18 protein-coding genes are annotated in these 24252 nt (G+C 70.3%); 11 read left to right on the forward strand and 7 right to left on the reverse strand.

Annotation, left to right across the window (positions count from 1 at the left end; genetic code table 11):
- The first annotated feature begins 20 nt into the window (after positions 1–20).
- The 4 genes from QNO11_RS10515 (at position 21) to QNO11_RS10530 (ending at position 5015) form a co-directional block, all read left to right on the forward strand.
- Positions 21–1043 carry a 3-oxoacyl-ACP synthase III gene (locus tag QNO11_RS10515; protein ID WP_257508325.1) on the forward strand — a complete coding sequence of 341 codons (1023 nt, stop codon included), beginning with the start codon at positions 21–23 and terminating at the stop codon, positions 1041–1043.
- Positions 1037–3685 carry an alpha/beta fold hydrolase gene (locus QNO11_RS10520; RefSeq protein ID WP_306817245.1) on the forward strand — a complete coding sequence of 883 codons (2649 nt, stop codon included), beginning with the start codon at positions 1037–1039 and terminating at the stop codon, positions 3683–3685. The genes QNO11_RS10515 and QNO11_RS10520 overlap by 7 nt, the downstream gene beginning before the upstream one ends.
- Positions 3682–4650 carry an NAD-dependent epimerase/dehydratase family protein gene (locus QNO11_RS10525; protein WP_257508324.1) on the forward strand — a complete coding sequence of 323 codons (969 nt, stop codon included), beginning with the start codon at positions 3682–3684 and terminating at the stop codon, positions 4648–4650. The genes QNO11_RS10520 and QNO11_RS10525 overlap by 4 nt, the downstream gene beginning before the upstream one ends.
- A gap of 80 nt (positions 4651–4730) precedes the next feature.
- Positions 4731–5015, forward strand: coding sequence for a DUF4242 domain-containing protein (locus QNO11_RS10530; RefSeq protein ID WP_257508323.1), 285 nt, complete (start codon positions 4731–4733; stop codon positions 5013–5015).
- Here QNO11_RS10530 and QNO11_RS10535 read toward each other — a convergent pair.
- On the reverse strand, positions 5012–7906 hold the full coding sequence (locus QNO11_RS10535; RefSeq protein ID WP_257508322.1) for a helix-turn-helix transcriptional regulator: 2895 nt from the start codon (positions 7904–7906) through the stop codon (positions 5012–5014). The genes QNO11_RS10530 and QNO11_RS10535 overlap by 4 nt on opposite strands.
- 157 nt (positions 7907–8063) lie before the next feature.
- On the opposite strand from QNO11_RS10535, the gene QNO11_RS10540 reads away from it, so the two are divergent.
- Positions 8064–8765, forward strand: coding sequence for a hypothetical protein (locus QNO11_RS10540; RefSeq protein WP_257508321.1), 702 nt, complete (start codon positions 8064–8066; stop codon positions 8763–8765).
- 20 nt (positions 8766–8785) lie between these two features.
- On the opposite strand, the gene QNO11_RS10545 is transcribed toward QNO11_RS10540, so the two are convergent.
- Entirely contained in the window at positions 8786–10636 is a 1851-nt protein-coding gene (locus QNO11_RS10545; protein ID WP_257508320.1) for a glycoside hydrolase family 15 protein, read from the reverse strand.
- Between the two features lie 50 nt (positions 10637–10686).
- Positions 10687–12102 (reverse strand): MFS transporter, encoded by a 1416-nt coding sequence (locus tag QNO11_RS10550; protein ID WP_257508319.1) that lies wholly within the window; start codon positions 12100–12102, stop codon positions 10687–10689.
- Positions 12103–12128: 26 nt separating this feature from the next.
- Here QNO11_RS10550 and QNO11_RS16305 point away from each other — a divergent pair, with 26 nt between their 5' ends.
- The 3 genes from QNO11_RS16305 (at position 12129) to QNO11_RS10565 (ending at position 16707) form a co-directional block, all read left to right on the forward strand.
- The gene (locus tag QNO11_RS16305) at positions 12129–12401 is read left to right on the forward strand and encodes a CGNR zinc finger domain-containing protein (RefSeq protein WP_374113801.1); all 273 of its coding nucleotides are present in this window, start codon (positions 12129–12131) and stop codon (positions 12399–12401) included.
- 417 nt (positions 12402–12818) lie between these two features.
- Positions 12819–15656, forward strand: coding sequence for a hypothetical protein (locus tag QNO11_RS10560; RefSeq protein WP_257508318.1), 2838 nt, complete (start codon positions 12819–12821; stop codon positions 15654–15656).
- A gap of 4 nt (positions 15657–15660) precedes the next feature.
- Positions 15661–16707 carry a hypothetical protein gene (locus QNO11_RS10565; protein WP_257508317.1) on the forward strand — a complete coding sequence of 349 codons (1047 nt, stop codon included), beginning with the start codon at positions 15661–15663 and terminating at the stop codon, positions 16705–16707.
- 275 nt (positions 16708–16982) lie between these two features.
- Here QNO11_RS10565 and QNO11_RS10570 read toward each other — a convergent pair whose 3' ends face one another.
- Genes QNO11_RS10570 through QNO11_RS10585 form a run of 4 tightly spaced genes read right to left on the reverse strand, consistent with a single transcriptional unit; the run spans position 16983 to position 19290 of the window.
- Complete coding sequence (locus tag QNO11_RS10570; protein WP_257508316.1) at positions 16983–17678, reverse strand: hypothetical protein; 696 nt, start codon at positions 17676–17678, stop codon at positions 16983–16985.
- Positions 17679–17685: 7 nt separating this feature from the next.
- The gene (locus QNO11_RS10575; protein ID WP_257508315.1) at positions 17686–18270 is read right to left on the reverse strand and encodes a small multidrug efflux protein; all 585 of its coding nucleotides are present in this window, start codon (positions 18268–18270) and stop codon (positions 17686–17688) included.
- 51 nt (positions 18271–18321) lie between these two features.
- Positions 18322–19083, reverse strand: a complete 762-nt coding sequence (locus QNO11_RS10580; protein ID WP_257508314.1) for a helix-turn-helix domain-containing protein — start codon at positions 19081–19083, stop codon at positions 18322–18324.
- A gap of 9 nt (positions 19084–19092) precedes the next feature.
- Positions 19093–19290, reverse strand: a complete 198-nt coding sequence (locus tag QNO11_RS10585; RefSeq protein ID WP_257508313.1) for a hypothetical protein — start codon at positions 19288–19290, stop codon at positions 19093–19095.
- A gap of 159 nt (positions 19291–19449) precedes the next feature.
- Here QNO11_RS10585 and QNO11_RS10590 point away from each other — a divergent pair, with 159 nt between their 5' ends.
- The 3 genes from QNO11_RS10590 (at position 19450) to QNO11_RS10600 (ending at position 24166) form a co-directional block, all read left to right on the forward strand.
- A complete protein-coding gene (locus QNO11_RS10590; RefSeq protein WP_257508312.1) occupies positions 19450–22203 on the forward strand; it encodes a helix-turn-helix transcriptional regulator in 2754 nt (917 codons plus the stop codon).
- Between the two features lie 359 nt (positions 22204–22562).
- Positions 22563–23144, forward strand: a complete 582-nt coding sequence (locus QNO11_RS10595) for a hypothetical protein (protein WP_285169190.1) — start codon at positions 22563–22565, stop codon at positions 23142–23144.
- 350 nt (positions 23145–23494) lie between these two features.
- Positions 23495–24166, forward strand: coding sequence for an NAD(P)H-binding protein (locus QNO11_RS10600; protein WP_257508310.1), 672 nt, complete (start codon positions 23495–23497; stop codon positions 24164–24166).
- The last annotated feature ends 86 nt before the right edge of the window (positions 24167–24252 follow it).

Below are 24252 nucleotides of genomic sequence, written 5' to 3' on the forward strand. Positions count from 1 at the left end.
ACTCTCCCGTAGGAGGACCTGTGCCCGGCAATGCCACCGCTCGTTTCGACAACGTCGCGCTGCTCTCCGTTGCGAGCGTCCTTCCCGGTCGCGTAACGACCTCGGATGAGATCGAGGCCCGACTCGCGCCCTCGCTCAAGCGCCTGAAGCTCCGCAGCGGTCTGCTCAAGCGCGTCGCCGGTGTGCGAGAGCGCCGCAACTGGGCCGCGGGGGAAACCGTCGACCTCGCCACGATCACCGCGGGCCGCCGGGCCCTCGCCGAGGCAGGTGTCAGCCCCTCAGACGTCGGGCTCCTGATCAACACCTCGGTCACGCGCACGAACCTCGAGCCCTCCGTCGCGGTGGCGCTTCACCATGGCCTGGACCTGCCGAGTTCCGCCATCAACTTCGACATCGCCAACGCCTGCCTGGGCTTCATCAACGGCATGTCGCTCGCGGCGACGATGATCGACTCCGGCCAGATCCGCTACGCGATCGTGGTCGCCGGTGAGGACGCCGATGAGATCCAGGTCAACACGATCGAGCGCCTCCTGCAGACCGAGAGCGGTCGTGACGACTTCATGAGCGAGTTCGCGTCCCTCACGCTCGGCTCCGGTTCCGCCGCGGCCGTGCTGGGGCGCGCCGACGAGCACCCCGGTGGCCACCGCATCCTCGGCGGCGTGACGCGTGCCGCGACCCAGTTCCACCGGCTCTGCGTCGGCAGCGTCGACGGCATGTTCACCGACGCCAAGGCCCTCCTCAAGGGCGGCCTCGCGCTCGTCGTCGATGCGTGGAAGGAAGCGGCGAACGAGTGGGACTGGAAGTCGATGAACCGCTACGTCACGCACCAGGTCTCCTCGATCCACACCAACGCCATCGTGAAAGCGGTGGACCTCGATCACTCCCGCGTGCCGACCACGTTCCCCCGCTTCGGCAACATCGGCCCGGCATCCGTTCCCATCACCCTCGCCGAGGAGCAGTCGAGCCTGCGCAAGGGCGACCGGGTGCTGCTCATGGGCGTCGGCTCCGGGCTCAACACCGCCATGATGGAACTCGCCTGGTGAGCGACGCCGTCGGGCAGGCGCTCGCGGGGCTGCCTGGCCTCGACACCCACTGCAGCCGTACCCGGCTCGTGCTCGACCGGCGAACGGATGCCACGCACGAGTGGCACTACCTCGACAGCGGCGCCGAACTCGAGCGTCTCGGCGTCGACGTCGCCGGCACGATCCTCGCGGTGCACGGCAACCCGACCTGGTCGTATCTCTGGCGCGGCCTCGTCTCGGCTTCGCTGCGTGCGGCCGAGGAGGGGCAACCGGCCTGGCGTGTGATCGCCGTAGACCAGCTCGACATGGGCTTCTCGGCGCGCACCGGTGCACCCCGCCCCCTCGCGCAGCGCGTGCGCGACCTCGCCGACTTCACGGACTCGCTCGGCCTTCAGGGGCCGGTCGTCACCCTCGGCCACGACTGGGGCGGCGTGGTCTCGCTCGGCTGGGCGGTCGACCACCCCGCGCTCCTGGCCGGAGTCATCGCGCTCAACACCGCCGTGCACCACCCGGCCGACGAGCCGATCCCCGCCCCACTGCGCGTTGCCGGCACACGCGGTGTGCTCGCGGCATCCACCGTCGCCACCCCCGCGTTCCTCGAGACGACGCTGTCGCTGGCCCACCCCGCGCTCGACCCCGACGTGAAGGACGCCTACCGCGCGCCGTACCGCACCGCCGGCCGCCGGCAGGGCATCGGCGCCTTCGTCGCGGACATTCCGGTGGATGCCGCACACGAGAGCTTCGACGAACTGCAGCGCATCGCGTCGGGCGTCGCCGACCTCGACGTGCCGGCACTGCTGCTGTGGGGCCCGGCGGACCCGATCTTCAGCGACCGCTACCTCGACGACCTCGTCGACAGGATGCCGCACGCCGACGTGCACCGCTTCGAAGGCGCCGGCCACCTGATCGCCGAGGACCGACCGTACGCCGATGCGATCCTCACGTGGCTGGGCGACAACGCCGCGCGCCTGACCGGCGATGACGGCGAAGCGCCGGAGCCCGCCGACGACGACAGCCCCGCGGGCTTCAGCCCCTTGTGGGCCGCCCTCGACGGCCGCCGCGACGATGACGACGTCGCCATCATCGACATGGCCACCCGCGGCGGCGGCGAGCGCCGCGTCACCTGGCGGCAGCTCGATGACCGGGTGCGGTGCCTGGCCGCCGGCTTGGCGCGCATCGGGGTGCGCAAGGGCCAGCGCGTCTCGGTGCTCGTCCCGCCGGGGCCCACGCTCACCGCGGTGGTCTACGCGTGCCTGCGGATCGGCGCCGTCGTGGTCGTGGCCGACGCCGGGCTCGGGGTGCGCGGGCTTTCCCGCGCCGTGCGCGGCGCCTGGCCCGACGTCGTCATCGGCGAGCTGCCGGGCCTGGCCGCCGCTCGCGCGCTGGGGTGGCCCGGCATCCACATCTCCGTACCTCGGCTGCCGACGGCATCCGCCAAGCTCCTCGGCGTCTCCCACGACCTGTCCTCGGTCGCCGCTCTCGGGGCGGGGGCCCCGCTGCCGGACGCGCCGGCGCCCGACGACCCCGCCGCGATCCTCTTCACGTCCGGGTCGACCGGACCGGCGAAGGGCGTCGCCTACACACATCGCCAGCTCTCCGCGCTCCGCGACGTGCTCGCCGCCCACTTCGAGGTGACCGGCGACACCGGGCTGGTCACCGGTTTCGCGCCGTTCGCCCTGCTCGGCCCGGCGCTCGGCACCCGCTCGGCGACCCCCGACATGGACGTCTCCGCGCCCCGCACCCTCACAGCGCGAGCGGTGGCCGCCGCTGTGCGCGCCTCCGACGCCCGGATCGTGTTCCTTTCGCCCGCGGCAATCCTCAACGTCGTCGCGACGGCCGATGCGCTGTCGGACGACGATCGGCGCGCGCTCGCGCGGGTGCGCACGTTCCTCTCCACCGGTGCCCCGGTGGGCGAGTCGCTGCTGGCGGCCGCGGCCGAGCTCATGCCGAACGCCGAGCCGCATACCCCCTACGGCATGACCGAGTGCCTGCTCGTCACCGATGTGACCCTGGACGGCATCCGCGCGGTGGCGGATGCCGCCGACCGCGGCGTCTGCGTCGGGTCGCCGATCGGCACGAATCAGGTGCTGATCAGTGCACTGGATGCCGACGGACGCGCCACCGGCCCCCTGAGCGCGGAGCCCGGTGTGCTCGGGGAGGTCGTGGTGTCCGCGCCGCACCTGAAGACGTCGTACGACCGGCTCTGGCTGACCGACCGCCAGGCCGTCCTCGACACTCCCGCCGCCGGGCGGTGGCACCGCACCGGCGATGTCGGGCACCTCGACGCAGAGGGGCGGCTGTGGATCGAAGGCCGACTCCCCCACGTGCTGGCCACAGCGGACGGCCCGGTCGCTCCGGTCGGGCCCGAGCAGGACCTCGAGGGGTCCGACCAGGTGCGGCGTGCCGCGATCGTCGGCATCGGCCCACACCGGCTGCGGCAGGCGGTCGCCGTCGTCGAAACGGTTCCGGCCGTTGCCCGCCCCGGTCTTGCGTCGCCTGAGTTGACGGCGGACCTCCGGCAGCGCACAGACCTGCCTCTCGTTGCGGTGCTGACCGTGCCGCAACTGCCCACCGACATCCGTCACAACTCCAAGATCGACCGCACACGGCTGTCGGAGTGGGCCGAACGCACGCTCGCCGGCGGACGGATGGGCCGGCCGTGATCGTCGCGGTCACGGGAGCGTCCGGATACCTCGGGCGCGCGGTCGCCGCGGAGCTCGTCGCCGCGGGGCACGAGGTGCGGGCGTTGCAGCGACGTCCCAGTCGCGTCGACGGGGTCACCGACGTGCTCGGGTCCGTCACCGATCCGCAGGCCGTCGCCCGGGTGGTGGACGGTGCCGAGGGTGTCGTCCACCTGGCCGCCAAGGTCTCGCTGGCGGGTGACCCGGCCGAGTTCCACAAGGTCAACGTCGAGGGCACGCTCGCGTTGCTCGATGCGGCCGCGCACGCCGGGGCTTCCCGCTTCGTGCAGGTGTCCTCCCCCTCCGTGGCGCACACCGGCACTGCACTGGCCGGGGTCGGGGCCGAACCGGCATCCCCCGTCCACGCCCGCGGGGAATACGCGCGGACGAAGGCCGAGGCCGAGCTGATCGCCCTCGATCGCGATTCCCCCGGGATGCGGGTGGTGGCCGTTCGCCCCCACCTGGTCTGGGGGCCGGGCGACACCCAGCTGGTCGGCCGCATCGTCGACCGCGCGCGGCGGGGGCGCCTGCCGCTCCTCGACGGTGGGCGGGCGCTCATCGACTCCACCTACATCGACAACGCTGCCACCGGCATCGTGGCGGCCCTGCACCGCGCCGACGAGGCGCACGGCCGCGCGTTCGTCATCACGAACGGCGAACCGCGACCGGTCGGCGAACTGCTGGCGGGCATCTGCCTCGCGTCCGGCGTCACCCCGCCGCGGTGGAGCGTGCCGTCGGGCCTCGCCCGCGCCGCCGGGTCGCTCATCGAGCGGGCGTGGGCGCTGCGCCCCGGAGCGGACGAGCCCCCGATGACGCGGTTCCTGGCCGAGCAGCTGTCGACGGCGCACTGGTTCGACCAACGCGAGACGCGCCGTGCGCTCGCGTGGGCACCGTCGGTGAGCATCGACGAGGGCCTCCGTCGCCTTGCGGCGCACTCCGCGTCCTGACCGGCCTTGTTCCCCGCGACAGCGCCGCTAGGCTGGCGCCACCGAGCAGTTCCTGATCCCACATCCAAGGTGGTGATGGTGTGCCGTACTTCGTCATCGAGCGAACCTTCGACGATCCGATCCTGGTGCCTGTGGAGGCCGCAGGCGAGATCAACCTCATCAATGACGAGGAAGACGTGCGGTGGGTGTTCTCGTATCTCTCCCTCGACCGCACCAAGACGTACTGCCTCTATGAGGCGTCGTCGGCAGATGCGATCCGCGCGGCTGCGGAGCGGGCAGGACTTCCGGCCGACAGCGTGATCGAAGTCGCCGGGCGGGTCATGCCGACCGGACGGCTCGTCGCAGCGGAGGAACCGCGCCGCTAGAGCAGGCCCACGTCCCTCGCGTAGCGGACCGCATGGGCTCGGTTGGAGCTCGCGGTCTTCGTGAGGATGCTCCTCATGTGGTTGGCGACGGTGTGCTCGCTGAGGAACAGCCGCTCTGCGATCTCGCGATTGGTCAGCCCCTCGTCGATCAGGACGAGGATCTCGATCTCGCGGGGGGTCAGCCTGTCGGCACGTCCGCGCAACCTCGCATCGTGATCGACGACGCGCAGCACGCGTGCCCAGCCGGCGGCGGTGGCTTCGGCGCGGACGCGTTCCGCGAGCAGGCGTGCCTCTTTCGAGCGAGCGTCGCGCGAGACCAGCCATCGCGCCCTGGCCGTGCGGGTGTGCGACGCATGAAGCGCTGCGCCGACCCCGCCCTCCAGGGCAAGGGCGGCGTCGAAGGATGCACCCGGGTCGCCGACATCCAACAGCGCATCGACCTGTCCCAGGTACCGGTCGGCCGATCCGAAGCAGGAGACGAAGTACCCCGACATGAGGTTCAAGCCGCTGTACTCGGTGATCAGTGGTCGCAGCCGTGCCGCCGCGTCTCGATCCCCCAAGTGCACGACTGCTTCCGAAAGGAGCGCCAGAACGGCGGGCCACTCGGCCGATTCATGTGCCACCGGGGTGTCCCGGTCAAGAATCCAGGCCAGCATCCGCGCTGCGGGTCTCGTCATCTCGAACTCGGTGTATAGGCCGAGGAGCCCCGGACCCCAATGCTGTTGGGGTGATTCAGTCCCGGTGATGATTTCCCGCACGTGCCCGAGCTGGCCGAGTTCGCGCTTGATCATGTACAGCTGCTGCGCGGCGACGCTGGAGGAGGCATCCGAGCGGAACCCCGCCTCCGTCTTCGCCGCCCGCCGGTACGCACTCCTCGCCTCGTCTAGGCGACCGGCTACGAAGTGCCGGCCGTAGGCCACGCAGTCACGCCAGTAGTGCCAGTAGCTTCCCTCGTGAGCGGCGGCCGTCGTCAAGGCCGACTCCGCATCATCCAGCCCGGCAGGATCCCCCAGGAGATAGGCCGCAGCGGCTCCGTAGAAGGGAGCTGCGTACAGCCACTCGGCGAGGCCTCCGGACGTGCTCGCTCGCTCACCCCCGGTGGTCCAGATCTCGCCGGCGCGTTCGTAGGCCTCCTGCAGGATCTGGGGCCGGAAGCTGTGGAGATATCCTCGCCGCATCACCCGCAGCAACAACTCTTCGTCTCCCGTCGCCCGCGCCTGTTCGGTCGCCTCGGCCGCCAGCGCCAGCGCGTCGCCGGGGCGCCCCGACAGCGACATCGCCCGCGCGAGCGCGGCCCGCGCTTCGATCCGCTCCGCGCGAGAACCGGCCTCGGGGGCGAAATCCAAGGCGCGCGTCAGAAGTTCAGCCGCCCGCGCTCCGGGCAGCCCCGGCCGCCAGGCCGCCTCTTCGTATTCGATCGCGCCTCGCAGTCGATCGTTCGGGGCGCCGGATTCGCAGACCCGCTCCGCGAGTGAGCGTGCCCTGGCGAAGTCGGCTGCAAGCCGCCAGTGCTGTGCCGCCGACAGGAGCAGCTCGTCGCGGCGGGTCGGCAGCTCGCACAGGTCCGCCGCTCGCTCGAACAGGCGCGCGGCCTCCTCGTAGGCGATTCTCGATGCGGCGAGCTCTGCCGCCGCGGCGGTGTTCGCTATGGCCTGCTCCCGGAATCCCAGCGTGATGGCATGGGCGTAGTGATAGGCAAGGCGCTGCGTGACGCGGGCGGGCGTCGGCATGCGCTGCTCGAGCATCGCAGCCGCGCGAGCGTGCAGCGCCGGCCGTTCTCGCGCCGGGACGCCGTCGAGAATGGCCTGCCGCGCGATCGCGTGGGGGAAGCGCAGGTCCTCGCCGGGGCCATGGGGCACCTCCAGCAGCCCGGCCGCCAGGGCACGGTCAAGAGCGTCGAGCACGATGTCAGGCGGTTCACCGGAGACTGCGGACAGCTCATCCGGGACCACGTCCATACCCAGGATCGCGGCGCTCTCCAGCAGTCGCCGCTGTTCCGCATCGATGGAATGCAGCCTTGCGTACAAGAGATCGTTGATCGACTCCGGCAGCGTGATGGCCGTGACGCCGGGGTCGGTGATCTCACCGGCGTATCGCCATGCCTCGCGCAGCAGGAAGGGGTTCCCGCCCGTCAGAAAGCTCAGCCGCATCGCAACCTCGTGCATCTCGCCTTCGGGTGCCACCAGACGGGTACGCACATAGGCGAGCACGTCGTCCGCCGACATCGCGCGCAGCGAGATCTTGCGCACTCCTTCGAACGAGCTGAGGTTCGCAAGGACGCGATCCACGGTCACCGAGCGATCCGGGTGGGTCGATCGCACCCCGCCGAGCACCAGCACGGGACTGTCCTCCACTCCCACGATCAGCCTCGGCAACAGTCGCAACGCCGTCTCATCAGCCCAGTGCAGATCGTCCAGCACGAGCACAATCGAATGGCTCTGTGCAGCCTGACGGAGCAGATCCACGATCGCTGCCGCCAGCCGCAGCTGATCCGCCAGGTCTGCTTCCTGGGCAGCCGGGCTCGGTTTGTCCGGCGCGATGGCTCGCCGGATCAGCCGGCTGGAGGAATCCGCCGCGGTCGCGCCGCGAACCAGTTCGAGGAGTCTGCGCAGCGGGACATCGAGCGGTTCGAAGGGCGCACCGAACTCAGCGACGCAGGAACCGGCGAAGACGGCGGCCCCGCGCTCACTGAGCCGGGTCGCGGCTTCAGCGATGAGCCTGGTCTTGCCGATGCCCGGCTCCCCCGTGACGAACACCGAGTGAACGGATCCTCGGACCACGTCGGGCCAGACGGCGAGGATGGCATCCAACTCCGCTTCGCGCGCCACGAAGGGCGGGTGCTCGGAGCTGTGCCACGAACTCGGAAGTAGCGGCGGTTCCCACGCGCGCATGCGGCCAACCTATGCCCGTCACAGCATCGCGTCGACCCCCGCGCTGACTGCCCTGACCGTGCCACGAAATGGGCATTTCATGTCATGTGGGGGTCTTTCTCTCCGACGTAGCGTCGCTGGCACAACGTCGTGAACCCGCGCCGAGAGGAAGCTGATCGTGTCCGCCAGCTCTGAAGATCACACGGCATGGCAGCGGGCAAAGGCACCGGTGATCGGCACCGGAGCCGTAGCCGCGATCGTGATCGTCGCTGTCGGTGCAGCGGGGTGGTGGAGTCCTCGCGACGTGCAGGATGCCGCGAGCGTTGAGCTTGCCCTCGTGAGCCGATCGACCCTGCATGGGTTCTCGTTCCCGATCCAGCACTCGCCCAAACGTCTTACGGCTGTCCCGGCGAGCGCTGTCGTCGTCGACTCGCTGCTGGAGCCGTACCGGTTGACGAGAGAAGAGGTGCTCGCACTGTCACCCATCGACGCGACACGGGTGGATGCCGTCAGTCCCGATGCCACCCAGATCGCCCGCGCACTGAGCGAGGTCGCCAGCCGCGAGGTGAACGATGCGGTGGACTCGTTCGGTTACACGGTCGCCGTCGACTTCACCGTCGATGGGCTCACCGGGGAGCCCCTCCTGCTCACCTGGTCGCTCACCGGACCGGACGTCGGCGCGACCTGGCAAACGCCCCGCCTCGGAGTGCGGCTGGAGCCCACCACCGACGACGACAGCGGAAGTGCGGACATCTGGATACCGGACCTCACGTCACCCGGTGACTACACCGTGAAAGTGGCGATCGTCCGCGCGTCCGACGGGTCTGCGGTCACCAGCGGCGACCTCCATCTCCCGGCCGCGGATACCCCGCAGGAGTAGGCCATCGCCGGCAGCGGCGATCAGTGAGCTCGGCGTGAGGGACGGTGCGCGTTCATCCGCTCGTCGAGGGTGATGGCGGCATCGATGAGGGCCAGGTGCGTGAATGCCTGGGGGAAGTTGCCGATCTGTTCGCCGGTGGGGGCGATCTCCTCCGAGAACAGACCGAGGTGGTTGGCGTAGGTGAGCATCTTCTCGAACGTCAGCCGGGCATCGTCGAGCCGGTCCGCTCGCGCGAGGGCGTCGACGTAGAGGAAGGTGCACAGCGAGAAGGTGCCTTCGGAGCCCCGCAACCCGTCCGGTGAGGCGCTCGGGTCGTACCGGTAGACGAGGCTGTCGGAGACGAGCTCGGTCTCCATCGCGGCCAGCGTGTCCGTCCACATCGGGTCGTGCGGGGAGATGAATCCCACCTGCGTCATCTTGAGCAGCGAGGCGTCGAGCACCGTCTCGCCGTACTGCTGCACGAACGCTCGGCGCTCGGCGTTCCAGCCCTTGGCCATGATCTGGTTGTAGATGGCATCCCGCTGCTCGATCCACCGTGACAGCGGCGCCGGCCTGCCGTACTCCCCGGCGAGACGGATGGCGCGGTCGAAGGCGACCCAGCACATCAGACGCCCGTACGTGAAGTCCTTGCGACCACCCCGCGTCTCCCAGATCCCCTCTTCGGGCTGGTCCCAGTTGTCGGCGAGCCAGTCGAGCAGCTCGCCGACGGCGAGCCAGCCGGGTTGGCCCATCGGCACGCCGCTCTTATGGGCGTGCCACAGAGCGTCCATCGCCTCGCCGTAGATGTCCAGCTGCAGCTGCCCGGCCGCGTCGTTGCCGATGCGCACCGGGTACGACTTGCGGTACCCCTCCCAGTCTTCGAGCGTCTCCTCCGACAGGTGCGGGTCGCCGTCGATCCGGTACATGATGTTCAGCGGACCGGTGTCGCTGCCGGCATGCTCGGCCACCCGGTCGCGCAGCCAGCGGCCGAACGCGGCTGCCTCGTCGCGAAAGCCCATCCGCACCAGCGTGGTGACCGAGAACGACGCGTCCCGCACCCAGGTGAAGCGGTAGTCCCAATTGCGCTCCCCGCCGATCTGTTCCGGGAGCCCGGCCGTTGGCGCCGCCACGAGCCCGCCGGTCGGAGCGTAGGTGAGGAGTTTGAGGGTGATCGCCGAGCGCTCCAGCTCTTCGCGCCATCGACCCGTGTAGGCGGACTGGCCGATCCAGTCCTGCCAGTAGTGGGCGGTGTCATCGAACAGCCGCTCGGCCTCGGCGACCGGAACCGCGCGGGGCGGGGCGCCGCTGTTCATCTCGAGCACGAGGCCCCGCATCTGCCCCTCCGTGAGGCTCACCGAGACGCGCAGATCACCCGCCTCGGACGACTCAGCCTTCCCGAGTCGTTCCAGGTCGGGGTCGCGGATGAGGCTCACAGTCAGGGTCGTCTCCCCGGCGGTGTAGGTCGCGCCGTCCGCGCTGACGGCGACTTCGTGCGCCTGGCGGCCATAGTCGAAGCGTGGGGCGATTTCGATATCGAACACGATCTCCCCGCGCACGCAGCGCACTTCTCGAACGAGGCGGTGTCGTGCACTGGCCGTGTCCGAGGCCACCGGCATGAAGTCGATGACCTCACCCACGCCGTTCTCGGTGAGGAAGCGGGTGATGAGGATCGCAGTGTCCGGAAAGTAGAGCTGTTTCGTCTGGAAGGCCTCCGCGCGCGGACGCACGCTGAGGTGCCCACCGCGGGCGTGATCCAGCAACGCCCCGAAGATGCTCGGCGAGTCGAACCGCGGGCTGCAGAACCAGTCGATGGTGCCGTCCGTCGCGACGAGCGCGGAGGTCTGCAGGTCACCGATCAAGCCGTGATCGGCGATCAGCGGGTATTCGTTCATGGTCAGGCCTCCATCCGTTTCCGCACACCGGCTCTCGGCATGCGCGGCGGTCAACGTTGACTCGCCGAAGCCTCGGTTGCTGCCGGCACTGCGCCTCGCCCGGGCAGGAACGCGGCCACGACGACGCCCGCGACGGCCACCACCAGCAGAGGCACCATGGCCAGCCCGTACCCCTCGCCCGGACCACTCGCGTTCAGGGCCAGCACCGTGGCCACGATCGCCGTCCCGAAGCTGGATCCCAGGTTGGAGACGCTGCGTGAAAGCCCGGAGATCTCTCCCTGCTGCTCCTCGGGGAACGCGGATTGCACCACGTTGACGCTGGGCGTGAGCGTCAGACCGAGGCCGAGCCCGATCGCCAGCAGCCCGGGTGCGTATGCCCAGGCGCCGGGAACCGCGGCGACCAGCAGCAGGAGCAACAAGCCGACACCGGTGATGACGAACCCGACGACGACCATCGAACGCTGCGTGAACCGTTGCACCAGCGCGCTCGCCGACAGCGATGACACCAGGATGCCGACCGTCGCGGCGCTGAAGATGACGCCGGTCTCGATCGCGTCGTATTGGCGGACGACCTGCAGCTGGCTGGCCACGAGCATGGACGTTCCCATCAGCAGCAGCCACTGGAAGTTCTGGGTCACCAGCCCCAGGTTGGAGACGCGATTGCGGAACAGCGCCGTCGACAGAAGCGGTTCTCGGCCGGCGCGCTCCAGGCGCCGCACCCACACGAAGAAGAGCGCGATCACACCCGCACCGGCCAGCATCAAGCCAAGCGAGAGAAGCAGATGGGTGTCGGCGGCCAGGATGCCGAGCACGAACACGATCAGGCCGAGCCCCGAGAGAATGGCGCCCACGAGGTCGTACGGCCGACCCCGGTCGGCGGCGCGCGGGTCCTTGAGCCGGATGGACAGGATCAGGATGATCACGATGATCAGCGCCTGGAAGATGAACGCTGCCCGCCAGCTGATGGCTGCCGTGATCCACCCGCCGATCAGCGGTCCCGTCGCAGCACCGACACCGCCGGCGGCGCTGACGACGCCGAATGCCCGTACCCGCGCGGCCGTCCCGGTCCAGTACATGGTCACCAGGATGTAGACCGGCGGGATGAGCAGCGCCGTCCCCGCGCCCTCCAGGATCGAGTTGCCCAGGATCAGCACACCGAGACCGGGTGACAACGCGCTGACGATGGCGCCGACGCCGTATACCGCGAGCCCCAGGATGAAGCAGAACTTTCGTCCGAACAGGTCGGTCAGCTTGCCGAAGGGGATCATCAGCGCCGCCATCACCAGCAGGAACAGCGTGATCGAGACCTGGATGCCCTGCACCGTGGTGTCGAGGTCGCGGCTCATGTCGTTGAGCATCACGTTCATGTTCGACCCGGCGAACGAGCAGATGAACTGTGCAAGAGCCAGGGGCAGCAACGCCCCGCCCGCGGCTGGCGCTGCCTGCGTTCCGGCGGGCGAAGACACCGCCCTACCCCGCTCCGACTTCGTGCATGGTGCTCCACCCGTCTGGCGACGCTCGATGGTACCGCCGCGTCTGCCGCGTGAACAGACGGCCGCTGGATCGTGCGGGGTCACGCCGGTCAGGGCTCTGCGTGGCCGAGATCCTTGCTCGTCGCAACCGGCGACTGACTGCCGGCGATGAGTGCGACAACGTCGTCGTCGACGTCACGAGAAACGGGCGGCAGCGATACTGCTCCGTCCGTTGCGCCAATCGCGACGGTGTGCGCCGGCACCGAGCCCGCAACGCTCTCCTCCCTGCCTAGCCGGAAGGCTCAGCTGCTGGGCTTCTTCTTGTTCTGCACCTGCAGGCCGCCGCTCGGTCGAGGCTCGATGATGAAGAGGCCGGTCGCCCGCATCAAGTCGGAAAGTCTCGCGTAGCCCAGTTCCGGGAGTCGAAGTCCGGCTGCTGCTTCCGCATGAGCGAACCAACGGTCGAGAGGTGCGCCAGCCTTCCTCTCCGGATGCCGTGGTGACGCTTGCACGCAGGCCGGCCACGAGCTTGGTGTTGCTGCGCAGCACCGCGCCGCCGGTCCGTGCGAGTGGCGCCGCTGCAGGCTCGGCCGCCGCAGTACTGGTTGCGACGACGCCCGGCGAGTAGCATCCAGCCAGATCCGATCTCGTCGACGTAGCGAGTGGGGCGATGAAGACGGCAGAAGCTGAGTCCGGCTGAGAGGTCGTCGATGCCCAGAAGCTCCGCCCCTGCGATCATCCGGTGGTCACCCGTCGGCAGAATGCTCAGCGACCTCATCGCCGGCCCCGACGCTGAGGTCGACGACGTCGACCCGAATGAGCTGGCCCGATTCGCGCGATTCACCGGGGGCGTTGCGAGCCCGCTCATCCTGCTGGAGGAGTTGGCAACGGCGACGGCGGATGCCGAAGCGGGCGATGCCCACGCCGCCCGCCGGGTCTCAGAGATCCTGCTGCACGTCACCCGCACGGGGATGCCGCCCGAGCAGCCGGAGCCCATCGACGGCGGATGCTGCGCGCCATGTCGCGAGCAGCGGTCGTCCGACTCGCGGTCGGGCGGAGCGTCAGCGGAGGACCGACAGCCCCACCTCGTCGATCCGGATGCCACCGACGTGGACCGCGAACCGGATCCGGGTGATGCGATCGACGCGGTCGCGATGTCGGAATTGCTCGTCGGAGTGGCGACCCTCGCGGCGGACGGCGCGCTGGGCCCGCGACTGGATGCCGGGCGGGCAATGGATGCCGTGATGTCGCTCGCCACGAACGCCGCGCTCGCGGCGGCTCTCGTCGATGCCCACCGCACGGAGGGCGGCGCGGGAGCGGCGCGCCTCTTGCAGCGACTCACCGATGCGGGCACGTTGCCCTGGATCGGTGACATGCCGGCCCCGCAGATGCTCATGGGCGGCCAGATGCCCGGCATGCCGGGTCTGCCAGGGATGCCCGGCATGCCTGGCGTGCCGGGGATACCCGGCGTACCAGGGACCCCCGGACTGCCCGGCCTGCCCAAGGGCCCGGGGACGATCGTCGACGCCTGGCTCGCGGCGCTCCTCGGCCGATTCAAGAACCCGAAGAAGTGGGATCCCAACGACTGGGGACCATGGTGGCCGTGGTGGTGGGAGCGCCCCAACTACATCGATCCGAAGGTGACGGCGTTCATCGCCTGCCTCGTCGCGGCGCGGCGGCTGCTGCGCGCTCTCGAGGAGCCGCCGCCCGCGGCGCCCGCCACCGGTGCGGTGTGGAACACCGGCATCTCGGGCGTCACCCTCACAGGTCCCTGCGCGGGTGAGACGCTCACTATCCGCGGGTCGGGGTTCGGAACCTCGCAACCGCCGAACACGGTGCTGCTCCTCCCGACCCTCGACGGATGCCGGGCCGTCGCCGCCGCCTCCTGGAGCGACACCCGCATCACCGCGGTGCTGCCCGCACGAGTGGCATCCGGACCGGTCGGCTTCGGCGACAAGGCGTACATCGACGCCTACAACGCGTGGGTCGACCGCATGAATCAGATCATCGGCCAGCTGAACGCCCTGAAGTGCCGCCCGGTCAAGCGCCAGCGGCTCGCCCCGTTTGGCGTCTGCCCGCCCGCCTCCGTGATCACCGCCATCGCGGCGGGCGAGGCCGAGATCGTGACGTTCACCGCGAACGGCGTCGGGGCGGAGCTGCTTGAGGACGGCGAGACCCTCACGCTGCGCTGGAGCGTTCGCAACGCATCGTCGGTCACCATCACGCGCGACACGTCGGGTGCCCCGGCGTTCGCCGCGGGCGCCGCGAGCATGACGAGCACGAACCTGACCGGCATCCATGCCTTCGGCCCCATCGACCACAGCGGCCCGTCCGAGTGGCGCTACACGATCCGTGTGGCCGGGGCCTGCGGCGGGACGATGACGCGCACCGTTCGGGTGTTCACCGTGAAGGCCCCGCTGCTGCGTATCGAAGCGCTGCAGATCACCCAATCGCTGCAGAATGCCGGGCACACCATCGAGATGGTGGAGAGCAAACCCACGGTCGTGCGCGCGCTCATCCGGCACGGCTTGGCGGGGTGGGGCGGCGATGTCGTGCCGCGAGTGACGGGGCGGGTGCGCATGTACCGCGACGGGCGGTGGTCGGGGTGGATCGACCCCGCACCGGCGGGCATACGCCCCATGCAGGCCACCCCCGGCACGTTCATCACGGTCCCCGCCGCGCCCTCGTTCAACACGACGACCGACACGCTCAACTTCATGCTCCCGACCGGCTGGGCCGCCGGCACGGCGCGCTACCAGGTCGAAGTCCGTGTCGCCGGTTTCGGCGCCGTGGGGGCTTACGGCGGCGAGGCGGAAACCGTGACCAGGAACTCCGCGACCGTGACGTACCAGCGGCGGCGCACCCTGCAGTTCCGCTACGTGCGGGTCAACTGGAATGGCGCCGGTGCCCCCACCCCCGCCGTATGCGAGGACACGATCCGGGGCGCGATCGGCCTGCTGCCGACGCCCACCGCGGGCATCGCACCCGTTCCGGGGCTGGGCACCGAGGTGCGCTCGTCGGGGCCCGATGAGAAGACGCAGGTCGCGCCCGAGCGTCGCGACATGCTCGACGACTACGACGATCTCCACAACTGCTCCTTCTGGGAGGAGATCACGGAGTGGGCGGGATCCGACTGTCCCGACGACGACGGTGCGATCTGGGTGCTCATCCCCGGCGATGACCGCCGCGGTGCGGCCTACGGCACCCCGAGCAACGTCTGTTACACGCCACCGAGGAACGGCCCCTATGCCGCCCACGAGATCGCACACTGCCTGGACCAGCAGCACGTCCGGCTTCCGGCGTCTGGCACCGGCGCGCCGGAAGGCGGTGATGCGGCATCCGCGTGGCCCAACAATGCGATGCAGCTCGATGTGCCGTTCGACACCGCCGGCACGGCGGGCAGCGCGGCGGGAGGAGACACCCCGCGTGCGCTCGCCATCACACCGGGCATCGGGGTGGCCGATCTCATGAGCTACTGGGGCACCCCCAATAACACCTGGCCGGTCCCCGCGCGCTGGACGCGGCTGTGGAATGAGATCGGAGGCTGACGTCATGAGGGTGCCCGAAGACACACGCCGCCGTGAGCACCTGCTCATCCGGGGGCGGCTCACGCGCAGCGACGAGTTCTTCCCCCGGCGGTGCGGATCGACCACGTTCATCCATCGGTGGCCCGAGGCCCTGCAGCCCGCCCACCGCAACGGCGAGGTCGTCGCCGAGACCGTGGATGCCGACGGCCGAGTGCTACGGACCGAGATGCCCAACATCGTGAGCGAACAGGTCTGCGCACCGATCGACTCGTGGCGCGTGCGTGTGTACGTCGACCTGGATGCCGAAGCGGTAGAGGTGCGGCTGCGCCGCGGTGATCGGGTGCTGTGGTCCACGGCGATCGGAGAGGCACCCGACGTCTCGGTCGAGCTCGCCTCACCGCCGGTCCGCGGGGAGGCGAAGGAGGGGCAGGGCTTTCCCGGCGGCGAGCCGGCCGTACTGACGATCGACCCCACCCGCGCCGCACTCGAGGAGGCGTCGTACGTCAAAGTGCTCTACCGCTGGGGCGAGCGCGGATTCCACGTGGCCTGGGCCGGCCCGGCACGCGAGAAGATCTCCATTCCCGCCGACCGGCTCCCCGGCGGCGAGCGCTGCGAGTTCTTCGTCATCTACTCCGACGGGGTGCGCTCCGCCGTGGCCCACACCGAGCCGATCGAGGTACGCCCGATCGGACCCGTCATCACGATGGTGTCCCCCGCCGAGCGGGAGAAGCTGACGGTGGGGACACCGGTCGAGCTGGACTGCCTCGTGCAGCATCCCGAGCAGCCGGCGGAGCCGGGGCGCGAGCCGGAGCGGACGCAGTGGTTCGTCGACGGCGAGCGAGTCGGCTTCGGAACCGCGGCCTCGGCCGGGCTTCTGACGGAAGGCGAGCATCGCGTGGAGGTGCGGTACACGCCGGTGAATGGCGAGGAGGTCAGGGCGGCGCGCGACGTCGTCGTCGCACCGACGGCAGAACCGCCCGCTGGCGAGTGGCCCGATCACGACCCCTTCGCCGACGACCGCGGTGGGCGGTTTATCGAGGACGACCCGCAGGGCGGCTCATCTGGAACGTAGTCAGCCGCTCGGCACTGGTTGCCGGCATCCCCCTGACCGCACCGCCTCCGCGACCAGCGCAGCGTTGACCGGGCGACCCGGATCAGCCCGCGTGCCCGTCAGCCGCCGCGGCGCCGAGCGCAGCGGTGACGAGATGGGTCAGATCGACCGAGAAGGTCGGCCGCGCGGTGATGTCGCTCGGCTGGGGCGGGGGCATGTCATCCCGCCGGTGGCCCGTCGCACGGCGACCGGGGGCCACCGCGCGAGATGCCGGAGCCAGCGAGCCGGCGGTCGACCTACTCATCGCCATCGAACAGCCCGCCGTCGAGGATGCGGTTGTAGCGCAGGCGCAGGGCACGTTCCGTGCTGGCTGCCAGGCCCGCCACGACCAGCGCGATGTTCAGCCACGCCGGCAGGCGGACGGGGCTGACGAACGTGCCCATGCGCTCCGCGATCAGCGGGAACTGCGTGATGGTCTCGACGAGTTGGGGCACGGCGAGCAAAAGGGCTACGACGAGCACGATCATCGAGGTGGCGCTGATCGCGTGACTGAGCGCCGGAGCCGTCCGTTCCAGACGCGCCCGCCTGCCCTCGGCGGAGGCCGGGTCGGGCGTCAGCTGCCGTTCGGAGCCGTCGGCCGCGACGTAGTGCGCGCGCCGCAGCCCGAAGCCGCTGGTCTCCACCTCGATGCGTCCACCCGGCACCGGGAACGCCCCGGGGAGCCGTGACCGACCGGCGTGACGACCGTCGCGGTAGAGGTCGGCCCACACGATGCCGTCGTCGTCTCCCCCGTGCCGCACGTCGACCGACCACGTCCCGAGCCGACCGCTGGGGTCGACGAGGCGGAGATGAAAGAGCGAGCGGCTGAACGACTGCCACCAGCGAAAGCGCGGCAGCGGGTGCCCGTCGCCGGCGGCGGAAGGGCCCGAGGGGCGCTGCGTGCCGCCCAAGGCCATTCCGCCCGCCGGCGGCTCGTCGAATTGCGAAGCCATCGCCGGGTCACACCCCGACGACGTAGGTGAGCGCGAGCCAGAAACCGACCGTGGTCACCGTCGTCCAGAGGACGATCGCGACGGCCTGCCAGAGCAGCACCCACGCCTTTGAGCTCCCCGCGGCGACGAGTATCGCCGAGGTGAACTGGGTGGGGATCGCGAAGGGACCGAGGATGCTCGCACCCGGCACGCCGAAGCGGACGAGCCACGTCTTGACGCGCTGGCGCCCCTTCGATTCCGGCTTGGCGGATGCCGGCGGCTCGATGACCGCGGCGTCCCCCACGTCCTCGAGACCGGCGAGCGACGAAGCGCCCACGCTCGCGCCGACCCGCGCTCTGCTGCGGTTGACGACGGCGGTGCGTGCCTGCGACGTGAGCAGCACGATGATCAGCACGGTCAGGAAGTTTCCCGCAATCGCGGCCGCTGCCGCGGCGACCGGGTGCATCCCGCCGATCATGCCGATCACCGCCCCCACCTCCCCCTCGACCAGCGGGATCGCGGCGGCGAGCGTGACGACGAGAGGTTTGACGAGCTCGGGCACCTGGGCGGCGAGCTCTTGCAGGTTCAGGATGAGTTCTTGCACGAAGTTCATGACATTTCCATTTCTGTTGTGGTGGGCGGAGAGTAAGGAGATCCCCTGTTCTCAGAACAGGGTCAAATCGTCGGATCGTGCGGCTGTCAGCACTCGCTCCTGCGCGAGCATGCCGGCGCGGGAGAGCACGTCGATCTGCGCGGGGTTGTACAGCTCCCCCACCGCCTCGACGAAGGTCTGCCGTGTCACGCGCGCGCTGTGGGACGCATGCCCTGCGGGGTCGTAGAGCCACGGATAGTCGATGAGGTTCTGCGCCAGGGTCGGCGCGAGCCGCTCGGCGAGCCGCTGGCGGGTCGCCTCGTCGGCGTCGGCCGGCAGGGCGGTGATCTCATCGCCGACCGCGCCGGTCGCGGCATCCACTTCGACCATGCGGCGCAGATCCGCCATCGCCTCCTGGTCGTAGAGCCGGCTATAGATGTGGAGGATCGAGCTGTCGGCCTCGGAGAGGTGCGCCGCAACCGACGCGAACCCGGCGGGGGCATCGGCGGGGGCGTCATCACGCAGGATCTCGGCGATGTCCGCGCGTGCCTGCTGCAGGCGCTCGATGTGGGCCGCGAGCTCCGCATCCAGCGCCCGCAACGCGACGGGCATCCTCTCGTCGCCCGAACCCACGGGACCCACTTGAGAGAGGGGGATGCCGAGCTGCACCAACCGACGGATGCGCAGCAGCCGCACGAGGTGCCGCACCCCGTACTGCTTGTAGCCGTTGTAGCGGCGTTCGGGCTCGTCGAGCAGGCCGAGCCGGTGGTAGTGCCGGATCGTGTTGACGGTCGTGCCCGCCAGGTCGGCGAGCTCGCGGGTGCTCCACGCCATGGCTCGCTCCTACTGTGCGATGCCGGCGCCGCGTGCGCCCGACGCGCCCAGCAGGATGCCTGCGAGGGCCGCGGCCAGGCTGACCGCACCCGCGTACCGGGTGTCCGGTTGGTCGGAGACGGCCGGCTGCCGGGTCAATCCGCGCGGCGGCGCGACGGGGGGTGCGGCGGTCGCGGCGGTCCGTGGTGCGGACAATTGCGTGGTCATCAGGGGTCCTTTCTCGGATGGTCCCGTCAGGCTCGCAGTTGCGACCTCCCCATCGCGTCGGTAGCCGTCCCTACGTACGCCCGTCGGCATGCGCTGACGGGGTTATTCGCGTCGGTGACAATCACCTAGTACGGTGGCGAACACCCGAAGGGAGCCCCAGTGACGCATCTTCTCGGCCGGCACGCCGAGCGCGAAGCGGTCGAAAAGCTCCTCACGCGGGCACGAAGCGGGCACAGCGGAGCGCTCGTGCTGCACGGTGAGGCCGGCATCGGAAAGACCGCGCTGCTTGACCACGCCCGTGCGGCTGCGGCGGCGTCCGGGTTCCGCGTGGAGATCTCGGTCGGTGTGGAGTCGGAGTCGCAGTTCGCGTTCGCCGGCCTGCACCAGTTGTGCGCGTCGCTGCTGCATCACGCGAGTGCCCTGCCCGAACCGCAGCAGACGGCGCTGGGGGTGGCGTTGGGGCAGCAGGCGGGCGACCCTCCCGACCGCTTTCTCGTCGGGCTCGCGACCCTCAACCTGCTGGCCGAGGTGGCCGAGCGGGCACCGCTGCTGTGTCTCGTCGACGACGCGCAGTGGCTCGACGACGCATCCGCGCAGGTGCTCGCGTTCGTGGCGCGACGGGTGTCAGCCGAGCGGATCGCGCTCCTGTTCGCGGTGCGCGACGCCGCGCGGGAGGATGCCGCAGCCGAGCCGGCGGCGCTGGCCGACTTGCCGCAGCTGCGCCTCGACGCTCTCTCCGAGGCGCATGCGCGGGAACTGCTGACGTCGGGGCTGCCCGCTCCGCTCGACGAGAGGGTATTCGAGCGGATCATCGCCGAGTCATACGGCAATCCGCTTGCGCTGGTCGAATTGCCACTCAGTGCGGCGGCCGCACAGCTGGCCGGCGGATACGAGGTGCCGAGCGCTCTGGATGTGCCGCGCCGCGTCGAAGAGAGCTTCCGCCGCCGATCCCGCAGCCTGCCCGCCGACACCCAGCTGCTGCTGCTCGCCGCGGCAGCGGACCCCACCGGAGACGCGGCGCTGCTGTGCCGCGTGTCGGCGCAGCTCGGCGTCGCTGAAGACGCCCTCGCACCTGCCGAGGCCGCCGGGCTGCTGGTTGTCGACAATCGGGTCACCTTCCGGCATCCGCTCGTACGCTCGGCCGTCTATCGTGATGCGCCGCCGTCCGACGTGCGTCGCGCGCACGACGCCCTGGCGGCCGCCACCGACCCCGACACCGACCCCGACCGCCGCGCCTGGCACCGCGCCCAGGCGGTGCAGGGCACCGATGAGGATGCCGCCGCCGAGCTGGAGCGGTCGGCGGGTCGCGCACGTGCCCGCGGCGGGCTGGCCGCATCGGCGGCGTTCATGCAGCAGGCGGCGACGCTTACTCCGGAGCCGGGCGCGCGGGCGCGCCGCGCGCTGGAAGCTGCGCACACCAAGCACGAGGCCGGCGCGTCCGAAGCGGCATCCGAACTGCTGGCGATGGCCGCCGCAGGGCCGCTCGACGCGCTGCAGCAGGCCCGCCTGGAGTTGCTGCGCGCTCGGATCGCGTACCATGTCGCACGCGACGGTGAGGGGCCGGTGATGCTGTTGAAGGCGGCCGAAAGCCTCGCCCGGCTGCACCCGGCACTGGCCCGCGAAACCTACCTGGACGCCATCGACGCCGCGATCAGCACCGGCGTGCCCGGGACTGGCTCCGCGGTGCGGGCAGTGGCTGAGGCCGCCCGCAGCGCACCCGCCCCGCCCGGGTCACCACGACCGGCGGATCTGCTGCTCGACGGGCTGGTGACCACGTTCACCCGGGGGCACGCGGCGGGCGTGCCGGAGTTGCGGCAGGCGCTGGCCGCATTCTGCGACGGCGTAAGCGGTGACCCGGCGACCGACGCAGACATCCGCCGCTGGGGATGGCTCGCGGCACGGACGGCGATGACGGTCTTCGACGAGGACCTCTTCTTCACGCTCGGCGCGCACCATATGCGGTCGGCCCGTGAAGCCGGCGCGCTGGCCACACTCCCCGCGGCTCTCCTCGTCCAGTCCGTCATGCTCGTGCTCTCCGGTGAGTTCACCCGGGCGGCCGAGCAGACCGAGGCCGCAGCGGCCACCAAGGCCGGACTCCACCTCCACACGCGCCTCATCCTGGCTGCGTGGCGCGGCCAAGCCGAAGAGGCCGCGGAGATCACCTCAATGATCGGCCAGGCGGGCCCCGCCCGCGGGCGCAGCGCCGAGATGACCATTGCCGGGTACGCCTTGGCGGTGTTGCACAACGGTTCGGGCGACTACGCGGCGGCACAGAGCGCCGCGGCACGCGGCATCGAATCCGAAGGCCTGAAGTTCAACAACCTCATCTACTCCGAGCTCATCGAGGCGGCCAGCCGTTCCGGCCAGCCCGAGAGCGCGACCGAAGCACTCGCAGAGCTCACCGCACGAGCGAACGCCGCCGGCACCCCCTGGGCCCTCGGACTGGCCGCCCGCTCGCAAGCGTTGACCACCCCTGGGCCGGTTGCCGAGGACCACTACCGCGAGGCGATCGACCACCTCGCGCGCAGCCGCATGGCGGCCCACCTGGCCCGCACGCACCTCGTCTACGGCGAGTGGCTGCGTCGCGAGGGCCGGCGCCAGGACGCCCGCGAACAGCTGCGCACCGCCCACGACATGCTGACGACCATGGGGGCCGAGGCGTTCGCCCAACGCGCGGCCCGCGAGATGCGCGCCACCGGCGAGCATCCCCAGAAGCGCACCGCTCAGCCGACCGACGCCCTCACCGCCCAGGAGCTGCACATCGCCCGGCTGGTGGCGGCGGGCGCGACGTCGCGCGAGGTCGGCACGCAGCTGTTCCTCAGCCCGCGCACGATCGAGGCGCACCTGCGCAACATCTTCCGCAAGCTCGGCGTCACGTCCCGCCGGCAACTGCGCGACATGCCGCTTTCTTAACCCCGGATCCACACCCTCTTGACCCGGTGCCGAACAGGATGGGGTTCCCCGAAACACTTTGCTCTGACGGTGCATTGTGCGACCGATTCTGGACCATTCCTCGGTCCAGAACTCATCGCGGAAGCACGAGTCCGCAGCGTCGCGCTGCCCAATCGCTTCGTCATCCCGCCCGGGTGGGGACGTCGCTACGGGAAGGACGCCAAGCCTGTCCTGCCTGCACAAGCTTTCAATCCGTAGTCATCGCCGCGGCATTGATCCGTCCTTTATCGAACCGGTGCTTCGTGGCGACATCGCGGGCAGGACCGCATGGCGATGTCGCATTCGCGTGGCTTCGGCGTCCCCTGCCGCATTTGGACAATATGCTGACGATCGTGACAGACGACCAAATCGCCGTGGCCGTGATCGCAGGCCTGTCGGCCCTGGCCGTGGCCGTCGTCGGCCTAGTGGGAGCGCTCGCGTCACGCAACGAGCCCCGCGCTGCCAAGGAGCTCGCCGCTCTGAACACCATCCTCGAAAGGCTCCCCCCAGGCGAGGCCCGCGACGCGCTCGAAGACAGGCGGACACGCATAGCGGTTGCATACGGCGCGCGTCGCGAGCCCCTCGGCGTGTTCACGGTGGCGTACCTGTTCTTCTTCGGCGGCTATCTGCTCTCGTTGGTTTCTCTCCTCGTGGTAGGCGGAGATGCAGGAGCTTGGCAGTCTCTGGTCACCAGTTTGTTCGTCGGGCTCGTATTCACCGGCCTCGTCTTCGTGCTCATCGGCTTCGCGCTCTTCGTCGCCGGAATCGTGTTCAAGGTTCGCGACTGGCGACACGGACACAACCTGCAAATCTCGGCCGATGGCGCCTTGGCGCCGACCGCTGTAGACCTGCCAGACGCGGCCCATGGGCTTCCCCGTCAAGGGATCCCCGAGCGCCCGACGCGAGCAGCACAGGCGAGTTAGCGATCCATCTCCGCGCGATGCCCCGCGGCGAGCCATCGGGGACGACCTGCTGCGTCGTTTCAGTGCCTTAGTGGCTGTCGGCTGAGCAAGCCCTCGCGGCCCCTCCAACCCCAACGGCAGTACGCGGAAGCTGCGGGACCCGCAGTCGTGCCGAGGTCCCGTGGCGCATAACCATGACCCGATTTCCTGCGCCCCTGCGCAACATCTTCCGCAAGCTGGGCATCACGTCCCGCCGGCAGTTGCGCGACGTGCCGCTGTCCTGACCCGCTTTCGCGCCCCTCTTGACCCGGTGCCGGGAACAGGGGGTGGAGTGTCCTCTGCGTCGTCTTCGGCGGAAAGGGAGCATGCGGATGAGGGTCTTCATCATCGGAGCCACCGGGGCGGTCGGCGGTCTGCTGGCGCAAGAGCTTCGGGAGCGCGGCGACCACGTCTCGGGCCTCGTGCGCCGCGAGCAGCAGCGCGCCGAGCTCGCGGTCCGTGGCGTCGACGCGAGCGTCGGGGAGCTGGGCTCTCTGAGCGCTGACGACCTGGCATCCCTGCTGACGGGAATGGATGCCGTCGTCTACACCGCCGGCTCGAACGGCGGCGCCCGCGACGTCACGGTCGCGATCGACGGCGAAGGCGTGGTCACGGCACTGGACGCCGCGTCACTGGCCGGGGTGCCGCGCTTCGCGCTGGTATCGGTGCTGCCCGAGGCAGGCCGCGGGCAGAAGCTCAGCGCCGACGAGGAGTTCTACTTCGCGGTGAAGAAGCTCGTCGACGTCACCGTCAGCATGAGCGACCTCGACTGGCTGATCCTGCGGCCGTCGCTGCTCACCGACGACGCGGGCATCGGAACGGTCTCGCTCGGCCCGGCCCAGCCGCACGACGAGATCCCCCGCGCGGACGTCGCCGCCACCCTCGCGGAGCTCCTCCACGAGCCCCGGATCTCCCGGCAGATCCTCGAAGTCACCCAGGGTGCGACGCCGATCGCGCAGGCGGTTCGAGCTGCCCGCCCACGAGCCTTCTGCGGCGGCTTCTGATGGGCGACCCCCGCGCGCTTGACCCTGTGCCGACAACACGGTGTCCACTGGATGGGCCCCGCGGGCGCCGCCTCGGCCCCGCCCTC

This window comes from Microbacterium sp. zg-B96 (genome assembly GCF_030246865.1).
GTDB lineage: Bacteria > Actinomycetota > Actinomycetes > Actinomycetales > Microbacteriaceae > Microbacterium.